This window comes from Pseudomonas sp. P1_A1 (assembly GCF_056406935.1).
In genome coordinates, this window is sequence record NZ_JBFTZE010000017.1 from 81,432 (window position 1) to 104,046 (window position 22,615).

General features: G+C 57.1%; 26 protein-coding genes. 10 read left to right on the plus strand and 16 right to left on the minus strand.

The features are described 5' to 3' along the window. The first annotated feature begins 278 nt into the window (after positions 1-278). The 9 genes from AC1D2Q_RS22465 (at position 279) to AC1D2Q_RS22505 (ending at position 8,712) form a co-directional block, all read left to right on the plus strand. Positions 279-860: a YjfI family protein gene (locus tag AC1D2Q_RS22465; RefSeq protein WP_477814594.1), complete on the plus strand. Its 582-nt coding sequence runs from the start codon at positions 279-281 to the stop codon at positions 858-860. A 24-nt stretch (positions 861-884) separates the two neighbouring features. Then, entirely contained in the window at positions 885-1,583 is a 699-nt protein-coding gene (locus AC1D2Q_RS22470; protein WP_007933675.1) for a PspA/IM30 family protein, read from the plus strand. Between the two features lie 112 nt (positions 1,584-1,695). Beyond that, complete coding sequence (locus AC1D2Q_RS22475) at positions 1,696-2,259, plus strand: rhomboid family intramembrane serine protease (protein ID WP_477814595.1); 564 nt, start codon at positions 1,696-1,698, stop codon at positions 2,257-2,259. A gap of 71 nt (positions 2,260-2,330) precedes the next feature. Further along, positions 2,331-3,365 (plus strand): ion channel, encoded by a 1,035-nt coding sequence (locus AC1D2Q_RS22480; RefSeq protein WP_477814596.1) that lies wholly within the window; start codon positions 2,331-2,333, stop codon positions 3,363-3,365. Next, on the plus strand, positions 3,352-4,026 hold the full coding sequence (locus AC1D2Q_RS22485; protein WP_477814597.1) for a DUF2491 family protein: 675 nt from the start codon (positions 3,352-3,354) through the stop codon (positions 4,024-4,026). Before AC1D2Q_RS22480 ends, AC1D2Q_RS22485 begins: the two co-directional genes overlap by 14 nt. A 14-nt stretch (positions 4,027-4,040) precedes the next feature. Continuing rightward, positions 4,041-4,469, plus strand: coding sequence for a DUF350 domain-containing protein (locus AC1D2Q_RS22490; RefSeq protein ID WP_018925663.1), 429 nt, complete (start codon positions 4,041-4,043; stop codon positions 4,467-4,469). A 19-nt stretch (positions 4,470-4,488) separates the two neighbouring features. Beyond that, a complete protein-coding gene (locus AC1D2Q_RS22495) occupies positions 4,489-5,217 on the plus strand; it encodes a DUF1190 domain-containing protein (RefSeq protein ID WP_018925662.1) in 729 nt (242 codons plus the stop codon). 12 nt (positions 5,218-5,229) lie between these two features. After that, positions 5,230-6,387, plus strand: a complete 1,158-nt coding sequence (locus tag AC1D2Q_RS22500; protein WP_086945160.1) for a glutathionylspermidine synthase family protein — start codon at positions 5,230-5,232, stop codon at positions 6,385-6,387. Between the two features lie 120 nt (positions 6,388-6,507). Beyond that, entirely contained in the window at positions 6,508-8,712 is a 2,205-nt protein-coding gene (locus AC1D2Q_RS22505) for an OsmC domain/YcaO domain-containing protein (RefSeq protein ID WP_477814598.1), read from the plus strand. A gap of 70 nt (positions 8,713-8,782) precedes the next feature. Here AC1D2Q_RS22505 and AC1D2Q_RS22510 read toward each other — a convergent pair whose 3' ends face one another. Both AC1D2Q_RS22510 and AC1D2Q_RS22515 read right to left on the minus strand, forming a co-directional pair. Next, positions 8,783-9,301: a single-stranded DNA-binding protein gene (locus AC1D2Q_RS22510; protein WP_064620707.1), complete on the minus strand. Its 519-nt coding sequence runs from the start codon at positions 9,299-9,301 to the stop codon at positions 8,783-8,785. Between the two features lie 9 nt (positions 9,302-9,310). Beyond that, positions 9,311-10,708 (minus strand): MFS transporter, encoded by a 1,398-nt coding sequence (locus tag AC1D2Q_RS22515; RefSeq protein ID WP_477814599.1) that lies wholly within the window; start codon positions 10,706-10,708, stop codon positions 9,311-9,313. Positions 10,709-10,899: 191 nt separating this feature from the next. On the opposite strand from AC1D2Q_RS22515, the gene uvrA reads away from it, so the two are divergent. After that, the gene (gene uvrA, locus AC1D2Q_RS22520; protein WP_018925658.1) at positions 10,900-13,734 is read left to right on the plus strand and encodes an excinuclease ABC subunit UvrA; all 2,835 of its coding nucleotides are present in this window, start codon (positions 10,900-10,902) and stop codon (positions 13,732-13,734) included. A gap of 73 nt (positions 13,735-13,807) precedes the next feature. Here the strand turns inward: uvrA and bfr are convergent, their stop codons facing one another. The 14 genes from bfr to rplF all read right to left on the minus strand — a co-directional run bounded on the left by bfr (position 13,808) and on the right by rplF (position 22,609). Further along, positions 13,808-14,272 (minus strand): bacterioferritin, encoded by a 465-nt coding sequence (bfr, locus tag AC1D2Q_RS22525; protein WP_019581411.1) that lies wholly within the window; start codon positions 14,270-14,272, stop codon positions 13,808-13,810. Between the two features lie 164 nt (positions 14,273-14,436). After that, on the minus strand, positions 14,437-15,876 hold the full coding sequence (locus tag AC1D2Q_RS22530; RefSeq protein ID WP_477814600.1) for a catalase: 1,440 nt from the start codon (positions 15,874-15,876) through the stop codon (positions 14,437-14,439). 242 nt (positions 15,877-16,118) lie between these two features. Continuing rightward, entirely contained in the window at positions 16,119-16,505 is a 387-nt protein-coding gene (gene rplQ / locus AC1D2Q_RS22535; RefSeq protein WP_007924175.1) for a 50S ribosomal protein L17, read from the minus strand. Between the two features lie 42 nt (positions 16,506-16,547). After that, a complete protein-coding gene (locus AC1D2Q_RS22540) occupies positions 16,548-17,549 on the minus strand; it encodes a DNA-directed RNA polymerase subunit alpha (RefSeq protein WP_003186012.1) in 1,002 nt (333 codons plus the stop codon). Positions 17,550-17,571: 22 nt separating this feature from the next. Continuing rightward, positions 17,572-18,192, minus strand: a complete 621-nt coding sequence (rpsD, locus tag AC1D2Q_RS22545) for a 30S ribosomal protein S4 (RefSeq protein ID WP_003176404.1) — start codon at positions 18,190-18,192, stop codon at positions 17,572-17,574. Positions 18,193-18,210: 18 nt separating this feature from the next. After that, positions 18,211-18,600: a 30S ribosomal protein S11 gene (rpsK, locus tag AC1D2Q_RS22550; RefSeq protein ID WP_002555466.1), complete on the minus strand. Its 390-nt coding sequence runs from the start codon at positions 18,598-18,600 to the stop codon at positions 18,211-18,213. Between the two features lie 30 nt (positions 18,601-18,630). Next, entirely contained in the window at positions 18,631-18,987 is a 357-nt protein-coding gene (gene rpsM / locus AC1D2Q_RS22555; RefSeq protein ID WP_003186020.1) for a 30S ribosomal protein S13, read from the minus strand. 130 nt (positions 18,988-19,117) lie between these two features. Continuing rightward, positions 19,118-19,234 carry a 50S ribosomal protein L36 gene (gene rpmJ / locus AC1D2Q_RS22560; RefSeq protein ID WP_002555468.1) on the minus strand — a complete coding sequence of 39 codons (117 nt, stop codon included), beginning with the start codon at positions 19,232-19,234 and terminating at the stop codon, positions 19,118-19,120. Positions 19,235-19,261: 27 nt separating this feature from the next. After that, complete coding sequence (gene secY / locus AC1D2Q_RS22565; RefSeq protein WP_003228718.1) at positions 19,262-20,590, minus strand: preprotein translocase subunit SecY; 1,329 nt, start codon at positions 20,588-20,590, stop codon at positions 19,262-19,264. Further along, entirely contained in the window at positions 20,591-21,028 is a 438-nt protein-coding gene (rplO, locus tag AC1D2Q_RS22570) for a 50S ribosomal protein L15 (protein ID WP_003228720.1), read from the minus strand. It abuts the gene before it with no gap. A gap of 3 nt (positions 21,029-21,031) precedes the next feature. Then, positions 21,032-21,208 (minus strand): 50S ribosomal protein L30, encoded by a 177-nt coding sequence (rpmD, locus tag AC1D2Q_RS22575; protein WP_003176408.1) that lies wholly within the window; start codon positions 21,206-21,208, stop codon positions 21,032-21,034. A 2-nt stretch (positions 21,209-21,210) separates the two neighbouring features. Beyond that, complete coding sequence (gene rpsE / locus AC1D2Q_RS22580) at positions 21,211-21,711, minus strand: 30S ribosomal protein S5 (protein WP_477814601.1); 501 nt, start codon at positions 21,709-21,711, stop codon at positions 21,211-21,213. Positions 21,712-21,714: 3 nt separating this feature from the next. Then, on the minus strand, positions 21,715-22,065 hold the full coding sequence (gene rplR / locus AC1D2Q_RS22585; RefSeq protein ID WP_003186037.1) for a 50S ribosomal protein L18: 351 nt from the start codon (positions 22,063-22,065) through the stop codon (positions 21,715-21,717). 10 nt (positions 22,066-22,075) lie between these two features. Beyond that, the gene (gene rplF, locus AC1D2Q_RS22590; RefSeq protein ID WP_003176412.1) at positions 22,076-22,609 is read right to left on the minus strand and encodes a 50S ribosomal protein L6; all 534 of its coding nucleotides are present in this window, start codon (positions 22,607-22,609) and stop codon (positions 22,076-22,078) included. Positions 22,610-22,615 lie beyond the last annotated feature (6 nt).

Below are 22,615 nucleotides of genomic sequence, written 5' to 3' on the forward strand. Positions count from 1 at the left end.
AGAAGCCCGTTCCACAGGATTGCGCTTAACTGACCGGAATTATGCTGCTTCCCTTCTTTTTCATACACCTGCGCAACCGTCGAAAAAATCTCACGCGTGAGCTATTGAGGACTGCAAAAATAGCCTGTAGTGTTATCACGCGTGAGTTTTTTCACAACGGGATCAGCACCATGAAAAGCAGCTCTCCATCAGATCCGCCTACCGGGTCTGTTACCGATTCAGCGAGCCGCAAGGGAGAGCGCTCGAAACCCTCCGCGAAAAAACCATCGAGCTTTTACATGAAGCAGATGCGCGCGGGCCTGGGTGCCGCCGGCTATGTGAAACACGAGACTTGGGTGCTTCCCGAAAATCGAAGCCTGCTCAAGCAGATGGAGAAACAGCTACGCCAACCGATTCTGGCTGGCTCATTCATGTCGGAGAATTACATGAGCGCAGGTAATAACTGGAACATCGATCGCCTCTACAGCGCCCTCCAGGCCCTCGACGAAGTGGTTGCGAACGAAATCACCCTCTCCCTCGTTCAAGGCTCCGAGTCCAGCATCAAGCTGGAAATGAACGATTTCGGTGGCTTGCCGATTTACATCGCGGTGGTTGGCGATCAGATCATCGTCGATACCGTCCTGGTCGATGTCGAATCGATCAACGACGTCCCGGCCTTCAACGATGCCGTATTGCGCAGCCGGGAAATGTTCCCGCTGTCCTCGATCGGTATCGAGTCCATGCCCAACGGGCAGGTTGTTTACAACATGTTCGGCGCACTGAGCTCCGACTCCAGCCTGACCAACGTCGTGACCGAGGTCAAAACCCTCGTCGACAACGTCCAGCGCGCCAGCGAAGCCTTCGAACGCTTCTTCAACTAATTATTCGGGAACAGGAAATATCCAATGACTCAGTCCATCTGGAGCAAATTGTTCACCGCGTTGCGTGGCGGTGCCAACGAAGTCGGCGAATCGATCGTCGACCAACAGGCCCTGCGCATTCTCGACCAGGAAATTCGCGATGCTGACAGCGCGCTGGCCAACGCCAAGCGTGAACTGGTCACCATCATGGCCAAGCACAAACTGTCGGCTGACCGCGTCAGCGAGTACAACGCCAAGATCAAGGACCTGGAATCCAAGGCCCTGGCCGCGATCCAGGCCAACCGCGAAGACCTGGCACTGGAAGTGGCCGAAGCCATTTCGACCCTGACCAATGAACTGGATGTCGAGCAAAAGCAGGCCACCGAATTCGGTGGTTACGCCGACAACATGCGCAAAGACATCACCAAGGCTGAAAACCGCATCAAAAGCCTGCGCCAACAAGTGGACATGGCCAAGGCGCGCGAAAGCGTACAGAAAGCCCAAGTCAGCGCCTCGATCGCCAGTGGCGGCGCCAACGGCAAGCTGGAAACCGCTGTCGGTACACTGAACCGCCTGCAGGCCAAGCAGCAGCAACGCGCCGCTGAACTGCAAGCCCAGGACGAACTGGCCGATGCGTCGACCGGCACCGACCTGGAGCGCAAACTGCGCGAAGCCGGCATCACGCCGGACGAAGGCAGCGCCAACGCGATCCTGGAACGCCTGAAGAAAAAATCGGCCGAGTAATTCTCCAAGCCGCGGAACATGTGGGAGCGGGCTTGCTCGCTCCCACATGGATTGCGCTTGGCTGATGGGCATTAATTGATCGCCCTTCTTTACTGCCGAGTCGAGGTCAAGGATGGATGCCCTGAAGGGTTTCAAGACAATCGCTGGCCTGGCCATCTTCATGGTTGCGCTGCAGCTGCTCAATGTGGCGACCGGCTACAGCCTTAACGCCTTCGGCCTGGTTCCGAGAACCTTGCACGGACTGATCGGCATCATCACTTCGCCTTTCTTGCACACATCCTTTGCGCACCTGAGCGCCAACCTGATTGCCTTTTTGATCCTCGGTACCCTGGTCATCGTCGAAGGGCTCAACCGGTTCATGGCCGTCAGCGCTATCATCATTTTGCTGGGCGGCACGCTGATCTGGCTGTTCGGTTTTGCCGGCGTGCATATCGGTGCCAGCGGCTGGGTGTTCGGGCTGTGGGCATACCTCCTGTCGCGCGCCTGGTTCCAGAGGAGCTGGAGTAACCTGATAACGGCCAGTGTCGTGGCCCTGCTCTATGGCGGGCTGATTGTTGGCTTCCTTCCTCGCCGGGGCATTTCCTTCGAAGGGCATATTTTTGCTGCAATCGTCGGGTTTATTGCAGCCAAGGTACTGTTATCTACGCCGCGCAGCAGGTTTAATGCCGCCCGGTAACCGCACTCGAGCACTTAGATGCCCGAGCGATTACGTCGCCAGGAATGAGCCCCCAAGGAGTCAGGGATGTAATGTCGATTTTCCTTTTATTGCGCGCGTACGCTGCGTCCTTCTTCCATCGCTTCGGCTGGGCCGGCCTGGCCATTGCGCTGGGCGTACACCTGTCCACGGCCTGGCTGGGCCTGGTGCTTCTGGGCGAACAACACCTCATCGCTCCCGCCACGTTCACCTACTTCTATCTCACCACTACGCTCACCGTCGGCTACGGCGATCTTGCGCCACAGACAGCCGCGGGACGGATTTTCGTGGCTACCTGGGTCATGCTCGGGGGCATTGCGCTGCTGACGGCAGCCATCGGCAAAACCACCAGCAGTGTCATCGATGTATGGAGAAAAGGCATGAAGGGCAAAGGCGATTTCACCGGCAAAGTCGGCCATACCGTTCTCATCGGCTGGGAAGGCGCGTCCAGCGAGCGGGTTATTGAGTTGCTGCTGCAGGACGAAACGTCCAATGACAACCTGATCGTCATTTGCGATTGCGACCTCGAAGAAAACCCCATGCCGGGCAAGGCGGCCTTTATCAAAGGCGAAAGCCTGTCCTCTGCCGCACTTTTACTGCGTGCCGGCGTGCCTGGCGCCGAACGCGTACTGGTGCGTACCCATTCAGACGATCTGACCCTGGCCACCGTGCTGGCGGTCAATCAACTGAGCCCGGTCGGGCATGTGGTCGCCCACTTCAATGAAAGTGAAATCGCCGCGCTCGCCAGCGCCTACGCCCCCAGCCTGGAATGCACCTCAAGCATGGCCATCGAGATGTTGGTGCGCGCCTCTCAGGATCCGGGCTCGTCAGTGGTCATCAATGAATTGCTGTGCGTGGGCCAAGGTGCCACCCAATACCTGATGAGACTGCCCGAGTCCTTCGAGGCAACGTTCGGCGATCTTTACGCACAGATGAAAGAACACCACAACGCGACCCTTATCGGCTACCGCGCCAAAGGTGCCCGACAACCTTCGATCAACCCGCCCGGCGCCACTCGCGTCAAGGGCGGCGAACTCTTCTACATCGCCTCCACTCGCCTCAAGGAAATCACCAATGGGATGGTTTAAACAGTTGATGGGGCTTGAGGCCCCGAAAGCGAATACAGAATCGAAATGGACAGCCAACGACAACCTGCCAGTCAGCGGCCCACTGGGTCTGGCAATGGGCAAGGGCGTGATGTTCGACACGACCCTGAAATTGTTGCTCGACGAAAAAACCGCGGTGACCATTCCCGGCTCCCAGCAGATCTGGAGCGCCGGCACCATTGAGCTCGGGCAGTCGACCTGGTTGTCGCGCTATTACATGAACGACGAAGACTACTGGCTGCAAGTGCACACCACCGGCGACATCGCCGGGCAGGTCGAGTCGGTGATCCTGTTCAACTACCTCAGCTACGTCACCATCAACAGTGAAGCGGAGCTGCGGCGGCTGGCCGGCCCTCAAAGCCTGATCGGGCTGCCGACCTACACCCTCAACGGTGTCGAATACACCCGCGAATGGGGCACCGAGAACGGCCAGACCGAACTGGTGCCGTTGAGCGAACACCTGAAGAATCCGGACGAAACATACAGCATCCAGCACTGTTCGATGTTGTACGCCCGCGAAACCGGCCTGACCGATCGCCGGGAATTCCTGCTGTTTTCCGTCGAAGAAGACGCCGAAGGCACCATCAGCTTGAGCACTTCGCTGGGTATTTCGCTGTACACCACCGACCTGAACACTTTTTAAAAAGGAAGAAGTCCATGCTTGAAGCGCTCTCTATCTCCCTGAACAAAGCCGCCGTGCTCGGGTTTGTTTTGTACATCCTCGGCGCCGCCGTGCTGTTCGCCTTGTTCCAGTTCATCTACACCCGAATCACACCGCACCGGGAATTCGAACTGATCCGTGCGGGCAACGTGGCGGCCGCCATCGCACTGGGAGGCGCCATCATCGGATTCGCCATTCCGGCCAGCAATGTGATCGCTTACTCGATCAGCATTCTGGACTTCGTCGTCTGGGCGGTGATCGCCGCTTTCGTACAACTGCTGGCGTTCCTGGTGACCAGCCTGGTGCTCAAAGGTGCCTCTGAACGCATCAAGAACGGCGAAATCGCAGCGGGTATCTATGTCGCGGCAGTGGCCATCAGCGTCGGCATGTTGAACGCCGCGTGCATGACCCCTTCCCAGAACTGATTGCGCCACGGAGATTGCGATGAAACGAAGCAAGTACGTTCAGCTCTCGCTGGCGGCATCGGTCGCCATGGCCATATCAGGCTGCGGGCCGACGGAAAAAACCTACGAGATACACAAAAAGTACAACTTCCAGTCCGTCCAGCAGTGCGCCGATGAAAAGCTCCCGGTCGACATCTGTTCTGACGCCTATATGAAGGCCATGGCCCAGCATCGAAGCATTGCGCCGGTGTATGACAACCAGGCTGATTGCGACGCCGACTTTGTCGCCGACTGGTGCCAGCAGGATTCCGCCGGCAAATTCATCCCCAAGCTCGGCGGTTTCGAGCTGAGTGCCGATGGCGAGGTGACGCAGTCCGAAGTGGACGCGGCCAAGGCGAAATTGCCCGCATCGGAAGCGAATGCCGCAGGGTCGGGTTTCTCCGGCAGTAGCCTGCTGACCGGGCTGCTGATCGGCAACATGCTCAGCAGCAACCGCAACAGCTACTACTCCGAACCGGTCTACCGCTATCGCGATGATCGCGGTGACTACTCGTCCTCGACACTCAGTCAGCGGGTATCGTCAGGTTCAACCTTCAACAGGTCCAATCAGGCGCGCTACGGCAGCAGTGGCAGTTACACCGACACCATCACCCGCAGCAAGCCGGTGTCCGTTGCCTCGTCCACCTCCCGCGGCGGCTTCGGCAGCCAGGCCAGCGCACGCAGTGGCTGGGGTGGATCAGGCAAGAGCTTTGGCGGTTCGAGCAGCTAAGGGAGCAAGGCCATGAAGAAGATCCTCTGCGCAGAGCGTCATGACTGGAAGCAGACCGCCGAAAGCCTCGGTTTCCTGTTCCATACCATCGACGACGAACCCTATTGGGACGAGAGCGCGTACTACCAGTTCACGCTCAAGCAGATCGAGAACGACCTCGAAGACCCGACCACCGAGGTTCATGAGATGTGCATGGACCTGGTGGCGCGAGTGGTGCAAAGCGAAGAGTTGCTGGAGCGCCTGAGCATCCCCGCGCCGTTCTTCGACATGGTTCGCACTTCATGGCTCGAAGGCCACCCGCACCTGTATGGGCGCATGGACTTCTCCTACAACGGCAGCGGGCCAGCCAAGCTGCTGGAACTCAACTACGACACGCCGACCAGCCTGTATGAGGCCGCGGCGTTTCAGTGGGGCTGGCTGGAGCAATGCATCGAGCGTGGCTTGCTGCCCAGGCACGCCGACCAGTTCAACAGCATCGACACCAAGCTGCATCAGGCTTTTGCCCAACTGCAGCTCAAACAGCCCTTCTATTTCGCCTCGATGAAAGACTCGGTCGAAGACAAAGGCACCACCGATTACCTGCGCCTGGTCGCGGAAAAGGTCGGCATCGAATCGCGGCACATCGACATCGAAGACATTGGCCTCACCAGTGATGGACGTTTCGTCGACCTCGAGGATCGCTGGATCCCTCACCTGTTCAAACTGCATGCCTGGGAGTTCATCTTCCACGAACCCTTCGGCGCTGCAATTGCCCAGAGCGACACGCAGTTTTTCGAACCGCCCTGGAAATCCATCATCTCCAACAAGGGCATCCTGCCGCTGCTGTGGGAGTTCAACCAAGGTCACCCGAACCTGCTCGCGGCGCACCTGGACTCCGATCCGAGCAAAGCGGTGCCCAAAGGTTGGGTGCGCAAGCCGTTCTTCTCACGGGAAGGCGCGAACATTGAGCTGCAAACCGCTGACGGTCTGATCGTAAAAGAGGACGGGCCTTACACCGATGCGCCGTTCATCCTTCAGGAATTTGCCCCGCTACCGAAATTTGGCGACAGCTACACGCTGATCGGCTCCTGGGTGATCGGGGATCAGGCGGCGGGGATCGGTGTGCGGGAAGACAACAGCTTGATTACCAAGGATTCGAGCCGGTTCTTGCCGCATCTGATACTCGACTGAGCCCTCCATCGCCCACTAAAAAGGACTGGTGTCGACATATCGTCAGACACCTACAAGACTTACTGCGCAAATGCCGGATAATGGCGGCCATTCGTTTAGCCGTTATTCTGGTAATCCCCCATGGAAATCAAGGTCAACTTTCTCGACAACCTGCGACTTGAAGCCAAGTTCGATGACTTCACGGTGGTGGCCGATCAACCTATCCGCTACAAGGGCGATGGCTCGGCACCGGGTCCGTTCGACTACTTCCTGGCTTCGTCGGCGCTGTGTGCTGCGTATTTCGTGAAGTTGTACTGCAGCACGCGCAATATCCCCACGGATAACATCCGCCTGTCGCAGAACAATATTGTTGACCCGGAAAACCGCTACAACCAGATTTTCAAGATCCAGGTCGAATTGCCGGCGGACATCTCCGACAAGGACCGCCAGGGCATCCTGCGCTCCATCGACCGTTGCACCGTGAAAAAAGTGGTGCAAGCCGGGCCTGAGTTTGTGATCGAAGAGGTGGACAACCTCGACGCCGATGCCCAGGCGTTGTTGATGCCTGCTTCCAACTCAGGGGCGAGCACCTATATTGCCGGCAAGGATCTGCCGCTGGAGCAAACCATCGCCAACATGTCGGCCATTCTGGCGGACCTGGGCATGAAGATTGAAATCGCCTCGTGGCGTAATATCGTGCCCAATGTATGGTCGCTGCATATCCGCGATGCGCACTCGCCGATGTGCTTTACCAACGGCAAGGGTGCGACCAAGGAAAGCGCGTTGGCGTCGGCGTTGGGCGAGTTTATCGAGCGACTCAACTGCAACTTCTTCTACAACGACCAGTTCTGGGGCGAAGACATCGCCGACGCAGCGTTTGTGCACTACCCGGACGAACGCTGGTTCAAGCCTGGCCGTAAAGATGCACTGCCGGCCGAAATCCTCGACGAGTACTGCCTGAAGATTTACAACCGCGACGGCGAGCTGCGTGGTTCCCACCTGATCGACACCAACTCGGGCAATGAAGAGCGCGGCATCTGCTCGCTGCCTTACGTGCGCCAGTCCGACGGCGAGGTGGTGTATTTCCCGTCCAACCTGATTGAAAACCTGTTCCTGAGCAACGGCATGAGTGCCGGTAACACGCTGGCCGAAGCCCAGGTGCAGTGCCTGTCGGAAATCTTCGAGCGCGCGGTAAAACGCGAAATCATCGAAGGTGAATTTGCCCTGCCGGATGTGCCGGCTCACGTGCTGGCGAAGTACCCCGGAATACTGGCCGGGATTCAGGCGCTGGAAGAACAAGGGTTCCCCGTGCTGGTGAAGGATGCGTCCCTGGGGGGTGAATTCCCGGTGATGTGCGTCACGTTGATGAACCCGCGTACCGGCGGTGTGTTCGCCTCGTTCGGTGCGCACCCGAGCCTGGAAGTGGCGCTGGAGCGCAGCCTGACCGAATTGCTCCAGGGCCGCAGCTTCGAAGGCCTCAACGACTTGCCCCAGCCGACGTTTGAAGGTCATGCAGTGACCGAGCCGAATAACTTCGTCGAGCACTTTATCGACTCCAGCGGCGTGGTGTCGTGGCGCTTCTTCAGCTCAAAATCGGATTACGAATTCGTGGAGTGGGACTTCTCCGGCCAGGGTGAAAACTCCAATGCCGAGGAAGCCGCGACCTTGTTCGGCATTCTCGAAGGCATGGGCAAGGAAGTGTACATGGCGGTCTACGAGCATATCGGTGCAACGGCCTGCCGCATCCTGGTGCCAGACTATTCGGAAATTTATCCAGTAGACGATCTGATCTGGGATAACACCAACAAAGCACTGTTCTTCCGTGCCGATATCCTGAACCTGCATCGCCTGGACGAAGAGGAACTGCAAGCACTGGTTGAGCGCCTGGTGGAAAGCGAGCTGGACGACTACACCGACATCACCACCTTGATCGGCATCGAATTTGACGACAATACCGCCTGGGGTCAGCTGACGATCCTGGAGTTGAAGCTGCTGATCTATCTCGCCTTGCAACAATTTGAAGAGGCGAAAGAGGCAGTGGAAATGTTCCTGCAGTACAACGACAACACGGTTGAGCGCGGCTTGTTCTATCAGGCCGTGAATGTGGTGCTGGAGATGAAACTGGACGAAGACCTGGAACTGGAAGACTACGAGGCCAATTTCCGCCGGATGTTTGGCAACGAGCGGATGGATGCAGCGATCGGATCGGTGGACGGCAGCGTGCGCTTCCATGGCTTGACGCCGACCAGCATGAAGCTGGAGGGGCTCGATAGGCACTTGCGCCTGATCGAGAGCTACAAAAAACTGCACATGGCGCGGGCCAACATGACTGCTTTATCCAGTTAACAGCGCCCACAAAAAAGCGAAGCCGGATCAATGGCTTCGCTTTTTTTGTTACTGAATGGGTAACGGCTTTTTAGAACGGAATATCGTCATCAAAGCTGTCGAAATCCGGAGCTGGCTGAGGAGCAGCCTGCGGTGGAGCCGGGCGCGACTGTTGCGGTGCCGACTGCTGTGGACGTGGAGCCTGCTGGCGTGGGGCTGGAGCGGACTGCTGGTAGTTATTCCCGCCTTGTTGGTCGCCCTGTTGTGGACGGCCGCCCAGCAGTTGCATGGTGCCCTGCATGTCGACCACGATTTCAGTGGTGTAACGCTTGATACCGTCTTTTTCCCACTCGCGGGTCTGCAGTTTGCCTTCGATGTAGACTTGCGAACCTTTACGCAGGTATTCGCCGGCGATTTCGGCCACTTTGCCGAACATCGACACACGGTGCCATTCGGTCTTCTCGACCTTCTGACCGGTTTGCTTGTCGGTCCATTGTTCGCTGGTCGCCAGACTCAGGTTGGTCACGGCGTTACCGTTAGGCAAGTAGCGAACTTCGGGATCCTGGCCGCAAGTGCCGACCAATATGACTTTGTTAACCCCACGGGCCATAACGTTCTCCTAGGCTACGCACGCTGCCTCGGCCGGGTTGTTCACCAGGCGCTCAAGGGTCGTGCGATCCAATAGTTCTGTGTCCAATTTGATGTAAATCGCCGCTTCATCAGCAACGATCACCGCATCTGTTACCCCTACGACGGCCTTCAGGCGCTCAACCAGACCCGCTTCGCGGATCGCCTCGGGCGACAACGGCAAGCGCAGGCTCGTGACATAAGGTGGTTCACGCATGGTAACAGCAAAGGCCAGCCAGAGGGCAGCCAGGCCGGCGCATCCGAGGAATACAACCGACAAACCGCCGTGCTGGAACATCCAGCCGCCGAGGATCCCACCCAGCGCCGAACCTAGGAACTGGCTGGTGGAATAAACCCCCATCGCCGTGCCTTTACCGCCTGCCGGCGAAACCTTGCTGATCAGCGACGGCAAGGACGCTTCCAGCAGATTGAAGGCGGTGAAAAACACCACCGTGCCGATTACCAGAGCCCGCAAGCTGTCGCCGAACTGCCAGAAGAATAGCTCAGTGAGCATCAGCGTCAGCACCGCGCCCAATAAAACTCGTTTCATTTTGCGTTTCTTCTCGCCGTAAATAATGAACGGGATCATGGCGAAGAAGGAAATCAGCAGCGCGGCCAGGTACACCCACCAGTGCTGCTCCTTGGGCAAACCGGCTTTTTCGACCAGCGCCAGGGGCAATGCAACGAAGCTCGACATCAACATCGCGTGCAACACAAAAATGCCCAGGTCCAGGCGCAGCAGGTCCGGGTGCTTGAGCGTCGGTATCAGCGCTTGACGCGCGACACCGGACTCGCGGTGCTGCAATGGCCCGGTGGCGCGCGGCACCATGAACATCACGATGACGATACCGAACAGCGCCATGCCGCCGGTGGCGAAGAACAGCCCGGAGAGGCCGAAGGCACGGGTCAGCAACGGCCCTACCACCATGGCGATCGCGAACGACAGACCGATCGTCATGCCGATCATGGCCATGGCTTTGGTCCGATGCTGTTCCCGGGTCAGGTCAGACAGCAACGCCATGACCGCTGCGGAAATCGCCCCGGCGCCTTGCAGGATGCGTCCGGCGATGACGCCCCAGATCGAATCGGCATTGGCCGCCAGCACACTCCCCAGGGCGAAGACGATCAGCCCAAGGTAAATCACCGGACGTCGACCGATACGGTCGGAAATGAAACCGAAAGGAATCTGAAAAATCGCCTGGGTCAGGCCGTAAGCGCCAATCGCCAACCCGATGAGGGCCGGGGTCGCGCCTGCCAGGTCCATCCCATAGGTCGCCAGCACCGGCAACACCATGAACATGCCAAGCATACGGAAGGCGAACACCAGGGCCAGACCGCTTGCTGCGCGGGTCTCACTGCCACTCATGCGTTCGCTGTGGGGATCGTGCATGGAAAAACCTCATCTGAACCGGCGGCGATTCTACCAGTCCCATCGATTGACGGGGTATATCGCGACGCTATGACGCGCGCAGATGACGCAATCTTCATGCAAGGCTACGCGCCCCTCATTTGATAGTGTGCATCCATCCAGTATTTGGCCGTATACTCCTACGTTTTCGACGCCCGCCGAGCGAGGCCACTTTGGACAAGATCCTGATTCGTGGGGCCCGAACCCACAACCTGAAGAACATCGACCTGACCCTGCCACGGGACAAACTGATCGTCATCACCGGCCTGTCCGGATCCGGCAAGTCGTCCCTGGCCTTCGACACACTGTACGCCGAAGGCCAGCGCCGCTATGTCGAATCGCTGTCGGCCTACGCCCGGCAATTCCTGTCGATGATGGAAAAACCTGACGTCGACACCATCGAAGGTCTGTCGCCAGCGATCTCCATCGAACAGAAGTCGACCTCGCACAACCCGCGCTCGACGGTTGGCACCATTACCGAAATCTACGACTACCTGCGCCTGCTCTACGCTCGCGTCGGTATTCCGCGCTGCCCGGACCACGACATTCCGCTGGAAGCCCAGACCGTCAGCCAGATGGTCGACCTGGTGCTGGCACAACCGGAAGGCAGCAAACTGATGCTGCTGGCTCCGGTGATCCGCGAGCGCAAGGGTGAGCACCTCTCGGTCTTCGAAGAACTGCGCGCCCAGGGCTTTGTGCGGGCCCGGGTCAACGGCAAGCTCTGTGAGCTGGACGAGCTGCCGAAGCTGGATAAACAGAAGAAGCACTCGATCGACGTCGTAGTCGACCGCTTCAAGGTCCGCGCCGATCTGCAACAACGCCTGGCCGAATCGTTCGAAACCGCGCTGAAACTGGCGGACGGTATCGCTCTGGTAGCGCCAATGGACGACGAGCCCGGCGAAGAAATCATCTTCTCCGCGCGCTTCGCCTGCCCGATCTGTGGCCACGCCATCAGCGAGCTGGAACCCAAGCTGTTTTCCTTCAACAACCCGGCCGGCGCCTGCCCGACCTGCGATGGCCTGGGGGTTAAACAGTTCTTCGACACCAAACGATTGGTGAACGGTGAACTGACCCTGGCCGAAGGCGCGATTCGCGGCTGGGACCGGCGCAACGTCTATTACTTCCAGATGCTCGGCTCGCTGGCCGCCCACTACAAGTTCAGCCTCGAAGTGCCGTTCAACGAACTGCCGGCCGATCAGCAGAAATTCATCCTGCACGGCAGTGGCTCGCAGAACGTCGACTTCAAGTACCTGAACGACCGGGGCGACATCGTCAAGCGCTCGCACCCGTTCGAAGGCATCGTGCCGAACCTGGAACGTCGCTACCGCGAAACCGAATCGGCTTCGGTCCGTGAAGAACTGGCCAAGTTCCTCAGCACCCAGCCTTGCCCGGATTGCCGTGGCACTCGTCTGCGTCGCGAGGCGCGACACGTGTGGGTTGGCGAGAAGACCTTGCCGGCGGTGACCAACTTGCCGATCGGCGATGCCTGCGAATACTTCGGCGTGCTGAAGCTGACCGGCCGCCGTGGCGAAATTGCCGACAAGATCCTCAAGGAAATCCGCGAACGCCTGCAGTTTCTGGTCAACGTAGGCCTGGACTATCTGTCACTGGATCGCAGTGCCGACACGCTGTCCGGCGGTGAGGCCCAGCGCATTCGCCTGGCCAGTCAGATTGGCGCCGGCCTGGTGGGGGTTCTGTACATCCTCGATGAACCGTCAATTGGCCTGCACCAGCGGGACAACGACCGGTTGCTGGGCACCCTCAAGCACCTGCGTGACATCGGCAACACGGTGATCGTGGTCGAGCATGATGAAGACGCGATTCGTCTGGCTGACTATGTGGTGGACATCGGCCCGGGCGCAGGTGTGCACGGCGGACATATCGTCGCCGAAGGTACGCCGGACGAAGTCATGGCTCACCCTGACTCTCTGACTGGCAAGTATTTGTCGGGCCGAGTGAAGATCGCTGTTCCAGCCAAACGCACACCCCGTAACAAGAAGCTGTCGCTGTCCCTCAAGGGTGCTCGCGGTAACAATTTGCGCAATGTCGATCTGGAGATTCCAATCGGCCTGCTGACCTGCGTGACCGGCGTGTCCGGCTCGGGCAAATCGACGCTGATCAACAACACGTTGTTTCCCTTGAGCGCTACCGCACTCAATGGGGCAACGACACTGGAAGCGGCGGCTCACGACAGTATCAAGGGCCTTGAGCATCTGGATAAAGTCGTCGACATCGATCAGAGCCCGATCGGTCGCACGCCGCGCTCCAACCCGGCGACCTACACCGGGTTGTTCACGCCGATTCGCGAGTTGTTCGCCGGCGTACCGGAATCCAGATCCCGCGGTTATGGGCCGGGGCGTTTCTCCTTCAACGTGAAGGGCGGACGCTGTGAAGCCTGTCAGGGCGATGGCCTGATCAAAGTGGAAATGCACTTCCTGCCGGACATCTATGTCCCGTGCGACGTCTGCAAGAGCAAGCGCTACAACCGCGAAACCCTGGAAATCAAGTACAAGGGCAAGAGCATCCACGAAACCCTCGAGATGACCATCGAGGAAGCCCGGGTGTTCTTCGACGCGGTTCCAGCCCTGGCGCGCAAGCTTCAGACGTTGATGGACGTAGGTCTTTCCTACATCAAGCTGGGGCAATCGGCGACGACGCTGTCCGGTGGTGAAGCCCAGCGGGTGAAACTGTCCCGCGAGCTGTCCAAGCGCGATACCGGCAAGACCCTGTACATCCTCGATGAGCCGACTACCGGCCTGCACTTCGCGGATATCCAGCAACTGCTCGACGTGTTGCATCGTTTGCGCGACCACGGCAACACCGTGGTGGTAATCGAGCACAACCTGGATGTGATCAAGACTGCTGACTGGCTGGTGGACCTGGGGCCGGAAGGTGGTTCCAAGGGCGGCCAGATCATCGCCGTCGGTACGCCGGAGGATGTGTCGGAGATGAAGCAGTCGCATACTGGCTACTATCTCAAGCCACTGCTGGCTCGCGACAAGGCCTGAATTGAGGCCATGAAAAAGCCCCTGTCACTTTGTCGGTGACAGGGGCATTTTTGTGCGTCGTCTGCCTAAAAGATCAGAACTGCGATTGCAGGTAATTCTCCAGACCGATCAATTTGATCAAACCCAGCTGTTTCTCCAGCCAATAGGTGTGATCTTCCTCGGTGTCGTTCAGCTGAATGCGCAGGATCTCGCGGGTGACATAGTCCTTGTGCAGCTCGCAAAGCTCAATGCCTTTGCACAGCGCGGCACGAACTTTATATTCCAGACGCAGGTCAGCGGCGAGCATGTCCGGCACGGTGGTGCCGACATCGAGATCGTCTGGACGCATGCGCGGCGTACCTTCGAGCATCAGGATCCGACGCATCAGGGCGTCAGCATGCTGCGCCTCTTCTTCCATCTCGTGGTTGATACGTTCGTAGAGCTCGGTGAACCCCCAGTCCTCGTACATCCGCGAATGGATGAAATATTGATCACGCGCTGCCAGTTCGCCTGTCAGCAACGTGTTGAGGTAATCGATTACGTCTGGGTGACCTTGCATCGCCCTACAACTCCCTGCTTGAAAGTCTGTAGTTTGAACCAAGCTGACCCGAAGGTCACTCGCCTGACGCAATAAAAGCGAAGATATTCTGAGAAAAGCGGTTTAAATAACGCAAAAACCGCACAAATGAGGGCGGTTCTGCTTATCGTTTAGACTTCGTTAAGCTATTTGCCTAACAGTGCTGCGATTGCGGCTCCGTACGCCGGGTCAGCCTGGTAGAAATGCGTCAATGCCAGATCGATGACGTCACCAGAGACACCGTCCATCGAACCGGCGATGTTGCTGACCAGCAGCGCTTGCTGTGCAGGGGTCATCAGTCGGAACAAGTCTCCGGCATAGCTGTAGTAATCCTTGTCTACACGATGATCGTAACGATCGGCAGCGCCATTCAGCGGCAGTGGCGGCTCGTCGTAACCTGGATCCTGTTTCGGCGCATTCGGATAGCTGTTTGGCTCGTAGTTGGGCGCGCCAGTGCCGTAATTGCCATACGCCATGGCACCATCACGCTGATAGGTATTCACCAGGTTGCGTGGTGCGTTCACCGGCAGTTGCTGGTGGTTGGTCCCCACGCGATACCGATGCGCATCAGCGTAAGCGAAGATCCGACCTTGCAACATGCGATCCGGCGAGAAGCCGACGCCAGGCACGATATTGCTCGGAGCGAGGGCAGCTTGTTCCACCTCAGCGTGGTAATTGACAGGATTGCGGTTCAACTCCAGCACACCGACTTTGATCAGTGGAAAGTCTTGTTGAGACCAGGTCTTGGTGACATCAAAGGGGTTATCAGCGTGGTTGGCTGCCTGAGCCTCGGTCATGATCTGCATGCATACGTCCCACCTCGGAAAATCCCCGCGCTCGATGGCATTGAACAGGTCACGCTGGGCGTAATCCGGATCAGTACCCGCAAGTTGCGCCGCGACTGCTGGATCGAGGTTTTTGATGCCTTGTTGGGTCTTGTAGTGCCATTTAACCCAGTGACGAACGCCTTGGGCGTTGATCAGGCTGAAGGTGTGGCTGCCGAATCCGTGCATGTGGCGGTAGCCATCGGGAATACCCCGATCGGACATCAGGATAGTGATCTGATGCAGCGCTTCCGGCGACTGCGACCAGAAGTCCCAAACATTCTGCGAACTTTTCAAATTGGTGTGCGGGTCGCGCTTTTGCGTGTGAATGAAGTCGGGAAACTTCAGCGGATCGCGAATGAAGAACACCGGCGTATTGTTGCCAACGACGTCCCAGTTACCTTCTTCGGTATAGAACCGCAGAGCGAAACCACGCGGATCTCGTGCGGTGTCAGCCGAACCGCGCTCACCACCCACGGTGGAAAAACGCAGGAAGGTCGGAGTCTGTTTGCCTACCGCCGAAAACAGGGCTGCTCTGCTGTACTGAGTGATGTCATCGGTGACGGTAAACGTGCCGTAGGCACCGGAGCCCTTGGCGTGTACACGACGCTCCGGGATGTTTTCACGGTTAAAGTGCGCCAGCTTTTCTATCAGGTGAAAATCCTGGAGCAACAGCGGGCCTCGAGGGCCGGCGGAAAGGGAGTTCTGATTATCCGCGACAGGTGCGCCGCTGGCGGTGGTCAACGTCTTGTTTTGGCTCATTTTGATCTTCTTCCTCTATCAATTTTGATATGCCGGCTAATCGGCTTGAGGGGAAGTATTAATCTTCTATATGAACGCTACCAATGCATTAATCTGTAGGCCTCAATAGGAAATAACTAACAATAATTTCCCCCTGTCTATAATGCAGACCTAGATAGCATAGAAGCTTGTATGCATGGCGCATTTTTTATAGGCACAAAAAACCGGGCACTAGGCCCGGTTCTTTGTTTCAGACTGACGTCTTACTCAGCGGATACAGCTTCACCGCCGACAGCACGATCAACCAACTCAACGTACGCCATAGGCGCGTTGTCGCCAGCGCGGAAACCGCACTTGAGGATGCGCAGGTAGCCACCCTCACGGGTAGCGTAACGCTTGCCCAGGTCGTTGAAGAGCTTACCAACGATAGCTTTCGAACGAGTACGGTCGAAAGCCAGACGGCGGTTAGCCAGGCTGTCTGTCTTGGCCAAAGTGATCAGCGGCTCAGCAACGCGGCGCAGTTCTTTGGCTTTTGGCAGTGTAGTTTTGATCAGCTCGTGCTCGAACAGCGACACCGCCATGTTTTGAAACATGGCCTTGCGGTGCGAGCTGGTGCGGCTCAGGTGACGACCACTTTTACGATGACGCATGGTTCATTCCTTACCAAACACAACGTTCGGTGATTACGACGATCAGGCAGTCGCCTTGTCGTCCTTCTTAAGACTTGCAGGCGGCCAGTTGTCGAGGCGCATGCCGAGGGACAGACCGCGGGAGGCCAGAACGTCCTTGATTTCAGTCAAGGATTTCTTGCCAAGGTTCGGAGTCTTCAACAGCTCTACTTCGGTACGCTGAATCAGGTCGCCGATGTAGTAGATGTTTTCCGCCTTAAGGCAGTTAGCCGAACGTACAGTCAGTTCCAGATCGTCAACCGGGCGAAGCAGGATCGGATCGATCTCGTCTTCCTGCTCGACAACCACTGGCTCACTGTCACCTTTGAGATCGACGAACGCAGCCAACTGCTGTTGCAGAATGGTTGCAGCACGGCGGATAGCCTCTTCAGGATCCAGGGTACCGTTGGTTTCCAGATCAATAACCAGCTTGTCCAGGTTAGTACGCTGTTCGACACGGGCGTTTTCCACCACGTATGCGATACGGCGAACCGGGCTGAACGAAGAGTCAAGCTGCAAGCGACCGATGCTGCGGCTTTCGTCTTCATCGCTCTGACGCGAGTCTGCCGGTTCATAACCACGACCACGAGCTACGGTGAGCTTCATGTTCAGGGCGCCGTTAGACGCCAGGTTAGCGATTACGTGATCGGGGTTAACGATCTCGACATCATGATCCAGCTGAATATCGGCAGCGGTAACCACCCCCGAACCCTTCTTCGACAAGGTCAGCGTAACTTCGTCTCGACCGTGCAGCTTGATAGCCAGACCTTTAAGGTTCAACAGGATTTCAATTACGTCTTCCTGTACACCTTCGATGGCGCTGTACTCGTGGAGCACACCGTCAATCTCGGCCTCGACTACTGCACAGCCGGGCATTGAGGACAACAGGATGCGGCGCAGCGCGTTGCCCAGGGTGTGGCCGAAACCACGCTCGAGAGGCTCGAGAGTGATCTTGGCGCGGGTTGGACTGACAACCTGCACATCAATATGGCGGGGTGTCAGGAACTCATTTACCGAAATCTGCATGGATGCACCTATTTTCTAGCCCTTACTTGGAGTAGAGCTCGACAATCAGGCTTTCGTTGATGTCGGCGGACAGATCACTGCGAGCAGGAACGTTCTTGAAAACGCCCGACTTCTTCTCAGTGTCTACTTCTACCCATTCTACGCGGCCACGTTGGGCACACAGATCGAGAGCTTGGACAATGCGAAGTTGGTTCTTTGCTTTCTCGCGAACTGCGACCACGTCACCAGCACGAACCTGGTAGGACGGAACGTTTACGGTCTGACCGTTAACGCTGATCGACTTGTGCGATACCAGCTGACGGGATTCGGCACGAGTAGAGCCAAAACCCATACGGTATACAACGTTGTCCAGACGGCATTCGAGCAGTTGCAACAGGTTTTCGCCAGTTGCGCCTTTCTTGCCAGCAGCTTCTTTGTAGTAGCCGCTGAATTGACGCTCGAGAACGCCGTAGATACGACGGACCTTCTGCTTTTCACGCAGTTGGGTGCCGTAATCGGACTGGCGACCGCGGCGTTGGCCGTGGATACCAGGTGCTGCTTCGATGTTGCACTTCGATTCGATCGCGCGCACGCCGCTCTTCAGAAAGAGATCGGTGCCTTCGCGACGAGCGAGTTTGCATTTTGGACCAATGTAACGAGCCATTCTTTACAATCTCCTGGATTACACGCGGCGCTTCTTCGGCGGACGGCACCCGTTGTGCGGGATTGGCGTCACGTCGGTGATGCTGGCGATCTTGTAGCCACAGCCGTTCAAAGCGCGGACTGCGGATTCACGACCTGGACCTGGACCTTTGACGTTAACGTCGAGGTTTTTCAGGCCGTATTCCAGCGCAGCTTGACCAGCACGTTCAGCAGCTACTTGAGCAGCGAACGGGGTGGACTTGCGGGAACCGCGGAAACCCGAACCACCGGAGGTAGCCCAGGAAAGAGCGTTACCTTGACGGTCGGTGATGGTCACGATGGTGTTGTTAAAAGAAGCATGGATGTGGGCGATGCCATCAACCACTGTCTTTTTAACTTTTTTACGAGGACGAGCAGCAGGTTTTGCCATGATTAATTTCCTGTCGATTCGCTGGGGCGATTACTTGCGGATCGGCTTACGCGGACCTTTACGGGTACGCGCGTTGGTCTTGGTACGCTGACCGCGTACTGGCAGACCACGACGATGACGCAGACCGCGATAGCAACCGAGGTCCATCAAACGCTTGATTTTCATGTTGATTTCGCGACGCAGGTCACCTTCAGTGGTGAACTTCGCCACTTCGCCACGCAGCTGTTCAATCTGCTCGTCGCTCAGATCTTTGATCTTTGCCGCTGGGTTTACCCCAGTCACTGCACAAATTTTCTGTGCAGTAGTGCGACCAACACCATAGATGTAGGTCAGCGAGATAACAGTATGCTTGTTATCTGGAATGTTAACGCCTGCAATACGGGCCATTCAGTGGGACTCCAATTGACAGCTACCTACGCCCCGGAAGCCAAGAAATAGGGCGCGAGATAATATCGCTGTAATAACAAATAATCAACCCGGCAGCGCACTAGCTGCCGGGCTTGAAGCACAATCACACTCAGCCTTGGCGCTGTTTGTGACGCGGTTCCGCGCTGCAAATTACTCGAACAACACCTTCGCGGCGAATAATCTTGCAGTTACGGCACAGCTTTTTCACCGATGCACGAACTTTCATCACCAACTCCTCGAACCTTATGGGTACTCAGCGCAACATGCCGCTGCCGTAACCCTTCAGGTTGGCTTTCTTCATCAGGGATTCGTACTGGTGCGAAACGAGGTGCGATTGTACTTGGGACATGAAGTCCATCACAACCACGACCACGATCAGCAACGAGGTCCCGCCAAGGTAGAACGGTACGTTTGCTGCAACCACCAGGAACTGGGGCAACAGGCAGACGGCCGTCATGTAAAGAGCACCGAACATGGTCAAGCGAGTCAGAACGCCATCAATGTAGCGCGCAGACTGCTCACCTGGACGGATGCCCGGAATAAAGGCACCGGACTTCTTCAGGTTTTCCGCTACGTCTTTCGGATTGAACATCAACGCCGTATAGAAGAAGCAGAAGAAAATAATCCCTGCACTAAACAGCAGAATATTCAACGGCTGACCAGGAGCGATCGACTGCGAGATGTCCTGCAACCAGCCCATACCTTCAGACTGACCGAACCAGGCACCCAACGAAGCCGGGAACAGCAAAATGCTGCTCGCGAAAATAGCCGGAATAACACCGGCCATGTTCACCTTCAGCGGCAAGTGGCTGGTCTGCGCAGCGAAGACCTTACGGCCCTGCTGACGCTTGGCGTAGTGAACAGCAATACGACGCTGGCCACGCTCAATGAACACCACGAAACCGATAATCGCTACTGCCAGCAAACCGATGGCAACCAGGGCGAAGATGTTGATATCACCCTGACGTGCAGACTCGAAAGACTGCCCGATCGCTCTCGGAAGACCGGCGACGATACCCGAAAAAATCAACATCGAGATACCGTTGCCAACACCACGCTCAGTAATCTGCTCACCCAGCCACATCATGAACATCGCACCAGCCACAAAAGTGGATACCGCGACGAAATGGAAGCCAAAGTCACCAGTGAACGCAACGCCCTGCCCCGCCAGACCAATGGACATGCCAATAGCCTGGACGAGAGCGAGGACGACAGTGCCGTAGCGGGTGTACTGGCTGATCTTGCGACGGCCAGCTTCACCTTCCTTCTTCAACTGCTCCAGCTGCGGGCTGACGGCGGTCATCAGTTGCATGATGATCGATGCCGAAATGTACGGCATGATCCCCAGCGCAAAGATACTCATCCGTTCCAGCGCGCCGCCGGAAAACATGTTGAACAAGCTAAGAATGGTCCCCTCATTCTGTCGAAACAGGTCCGCGAGTCGGTCCGGGTTGATACCTGGAACCGGGATGTGTGCGCCTATTCGGTAGACGATAATCGCCAGGAACAGAAAACGCAGACGAGCCCAGAGTTCAGACATACCGCCTTTGCCGAGCGCAGAGAGAGCACCTTGCTTAGCCATTTATTCCTCGAACTTGCCGCCAGCTGCTTCGATAGCCGCACGCGCACCTTTGGTGGCGCCGATTCCCTTTCCGATGGTGACAGCGCGAGTAACTTCGCCGGACAGCATGATTTTCACACGCTGAACGTTGACGTTGATCACGTTGGCATCTTTCAGGGACTGCACGGTGACGATGTCGCCTTCCACTTTAGCCAGCTCGGACAAACGCACTTCTGCGCGATCCATGGCTTTCAGGGAAACGAAACCAAACTTCGGCAGGCGACGATGCAGCGGCTGTTGACCGCCTTCAAAGCCTGGAGCAATAGTGCCACCGGAGCGGGAGGTTTGACCTTTGTGGCCACGGCCACCAGTCTTACCCAAACCGCTACCGATACCACGGCCCGGACGATGCTTTTCGCGACGGGAACCCGGCGCTGGACTCAGATCATTGAGTTTCATCGATTAACCCTCGACACGCAGCATGTAGTAAGCCTTGTTGATCATCCCGCGATTCTCGGGAGTATCCTGGACTTCTACAGTGTGACCGATGCGACGCAGACCCAGACCCTTAACGCACAGTTTGTGGTTAGGGATGCGGCCGGTCATGCTTTTGATCAGCGTAACTTTAACGGTAGCCATGATCAGAAGATCTCCTTGACGCTTTTGCCACGCTTGGCGGCAATGGATTCAGGAGACTGCATTGCTTTCAAACCTTTGAAAGTGGCGTGAACCACGTTTACCGGGTTAGTCGAGCCGTAGCACTTGGCCAGAACGTTMTGAACGCCAGCAACTTCGAGGACAGCACRCATAGCGCCGCCAGCGATGATACCGGTACCTTCAGAGGCAGGCTGCATGTACACCTTCGAAGCGCCGTGGGCGGACTTCATTGCGTACTGCAGAGTGGTGCCGTTCAGATCAACTTGGATCATGTTGCGGCGAGCAGCTTCCATTGCCTTCTGGATCGCAGCAGGCACTTCACGCGACTTGCCACGGCCGAAGCCAACGCGCCCTTTACCATCACCAACCACGGTCAACGCGGTGAAAGTGAAGATACGGCCGCCTTTAACGGTTTTGGCTACGCGGTTAACTTGAACCAGCTTCTCGATGTAGCCTTCGTCGCGCTTTTGGTCGTTATTTGACATAACTTAGAACTCCAGCCCAGCTTCACGAGCAGCATCAGCCAGCGCCTTGACGCGGCCGTGGTACTTGAAGCCAGAGCGGTCGAAAGCCACCTGCGAGACGCCAGCGGCTTTAGCACGCGTAGCGACCAGCTGGCCAACCTTAGTGGCCGCGTCGATGTTGCCGGTGGCACCATCACGCAGTTCTTTATCCAAAGTCGAGGCACTTGCCAGGACTTTGTTGCCGTCGGCCGAAATGACCTGGGCGTAGATGTGCTGCGACGAGCGGAACACGCAGAGACGCACGACTTCGAGTTCGTGCATTTTCAGGCGTGCTTTGCGAGCGCGACGCAGTCGAGTAACTTTTTTGTCGGTCATTTGCTATGCCCTACTTCTTCTTGGCTTCTTTACGACGGACGACTTCGTCCGCGTAGCGCACACCTTTGCCTTTGTACGGCTCTGGTGGACGGAAGTCGCGGATCTCGGCGGCCACTTGACCTACCAGCTGCTTGTCGATGCCCTTGATCAGGATATCGGTCTGGCTAGGAGTCTCAGCGGTGATGCCTTCCGGCAGTTCATAATCCACTGGGTGCGAGAAGCCAAGAGCCAGGTTCAGCACTGTGCCTTTTGCTTGCGCTTTGTAACCAACACCGACCAGCTGGAGCTTACGCTCGAAGCCTTGGCTTACGCCTTGGACCATGTTGTTTACCAACGCACGAGTGGTACCAGCCATTGCGCGAGTTTGTTGATCGCCATTGCGAGCAGCGAAACGCAGCTCACCAGCTTCTTCAACGATCTCAACGGACGAATGGATGTTCAGTTCGAGAGTACCCTTGGCACCCTTCACCGAAAGCTGTTGGCCTGCGAATTTGACTTCGACACCGGCTGGCAGCTTAACGGGGTTCTTAGCGACGCGTGACATGCTTAT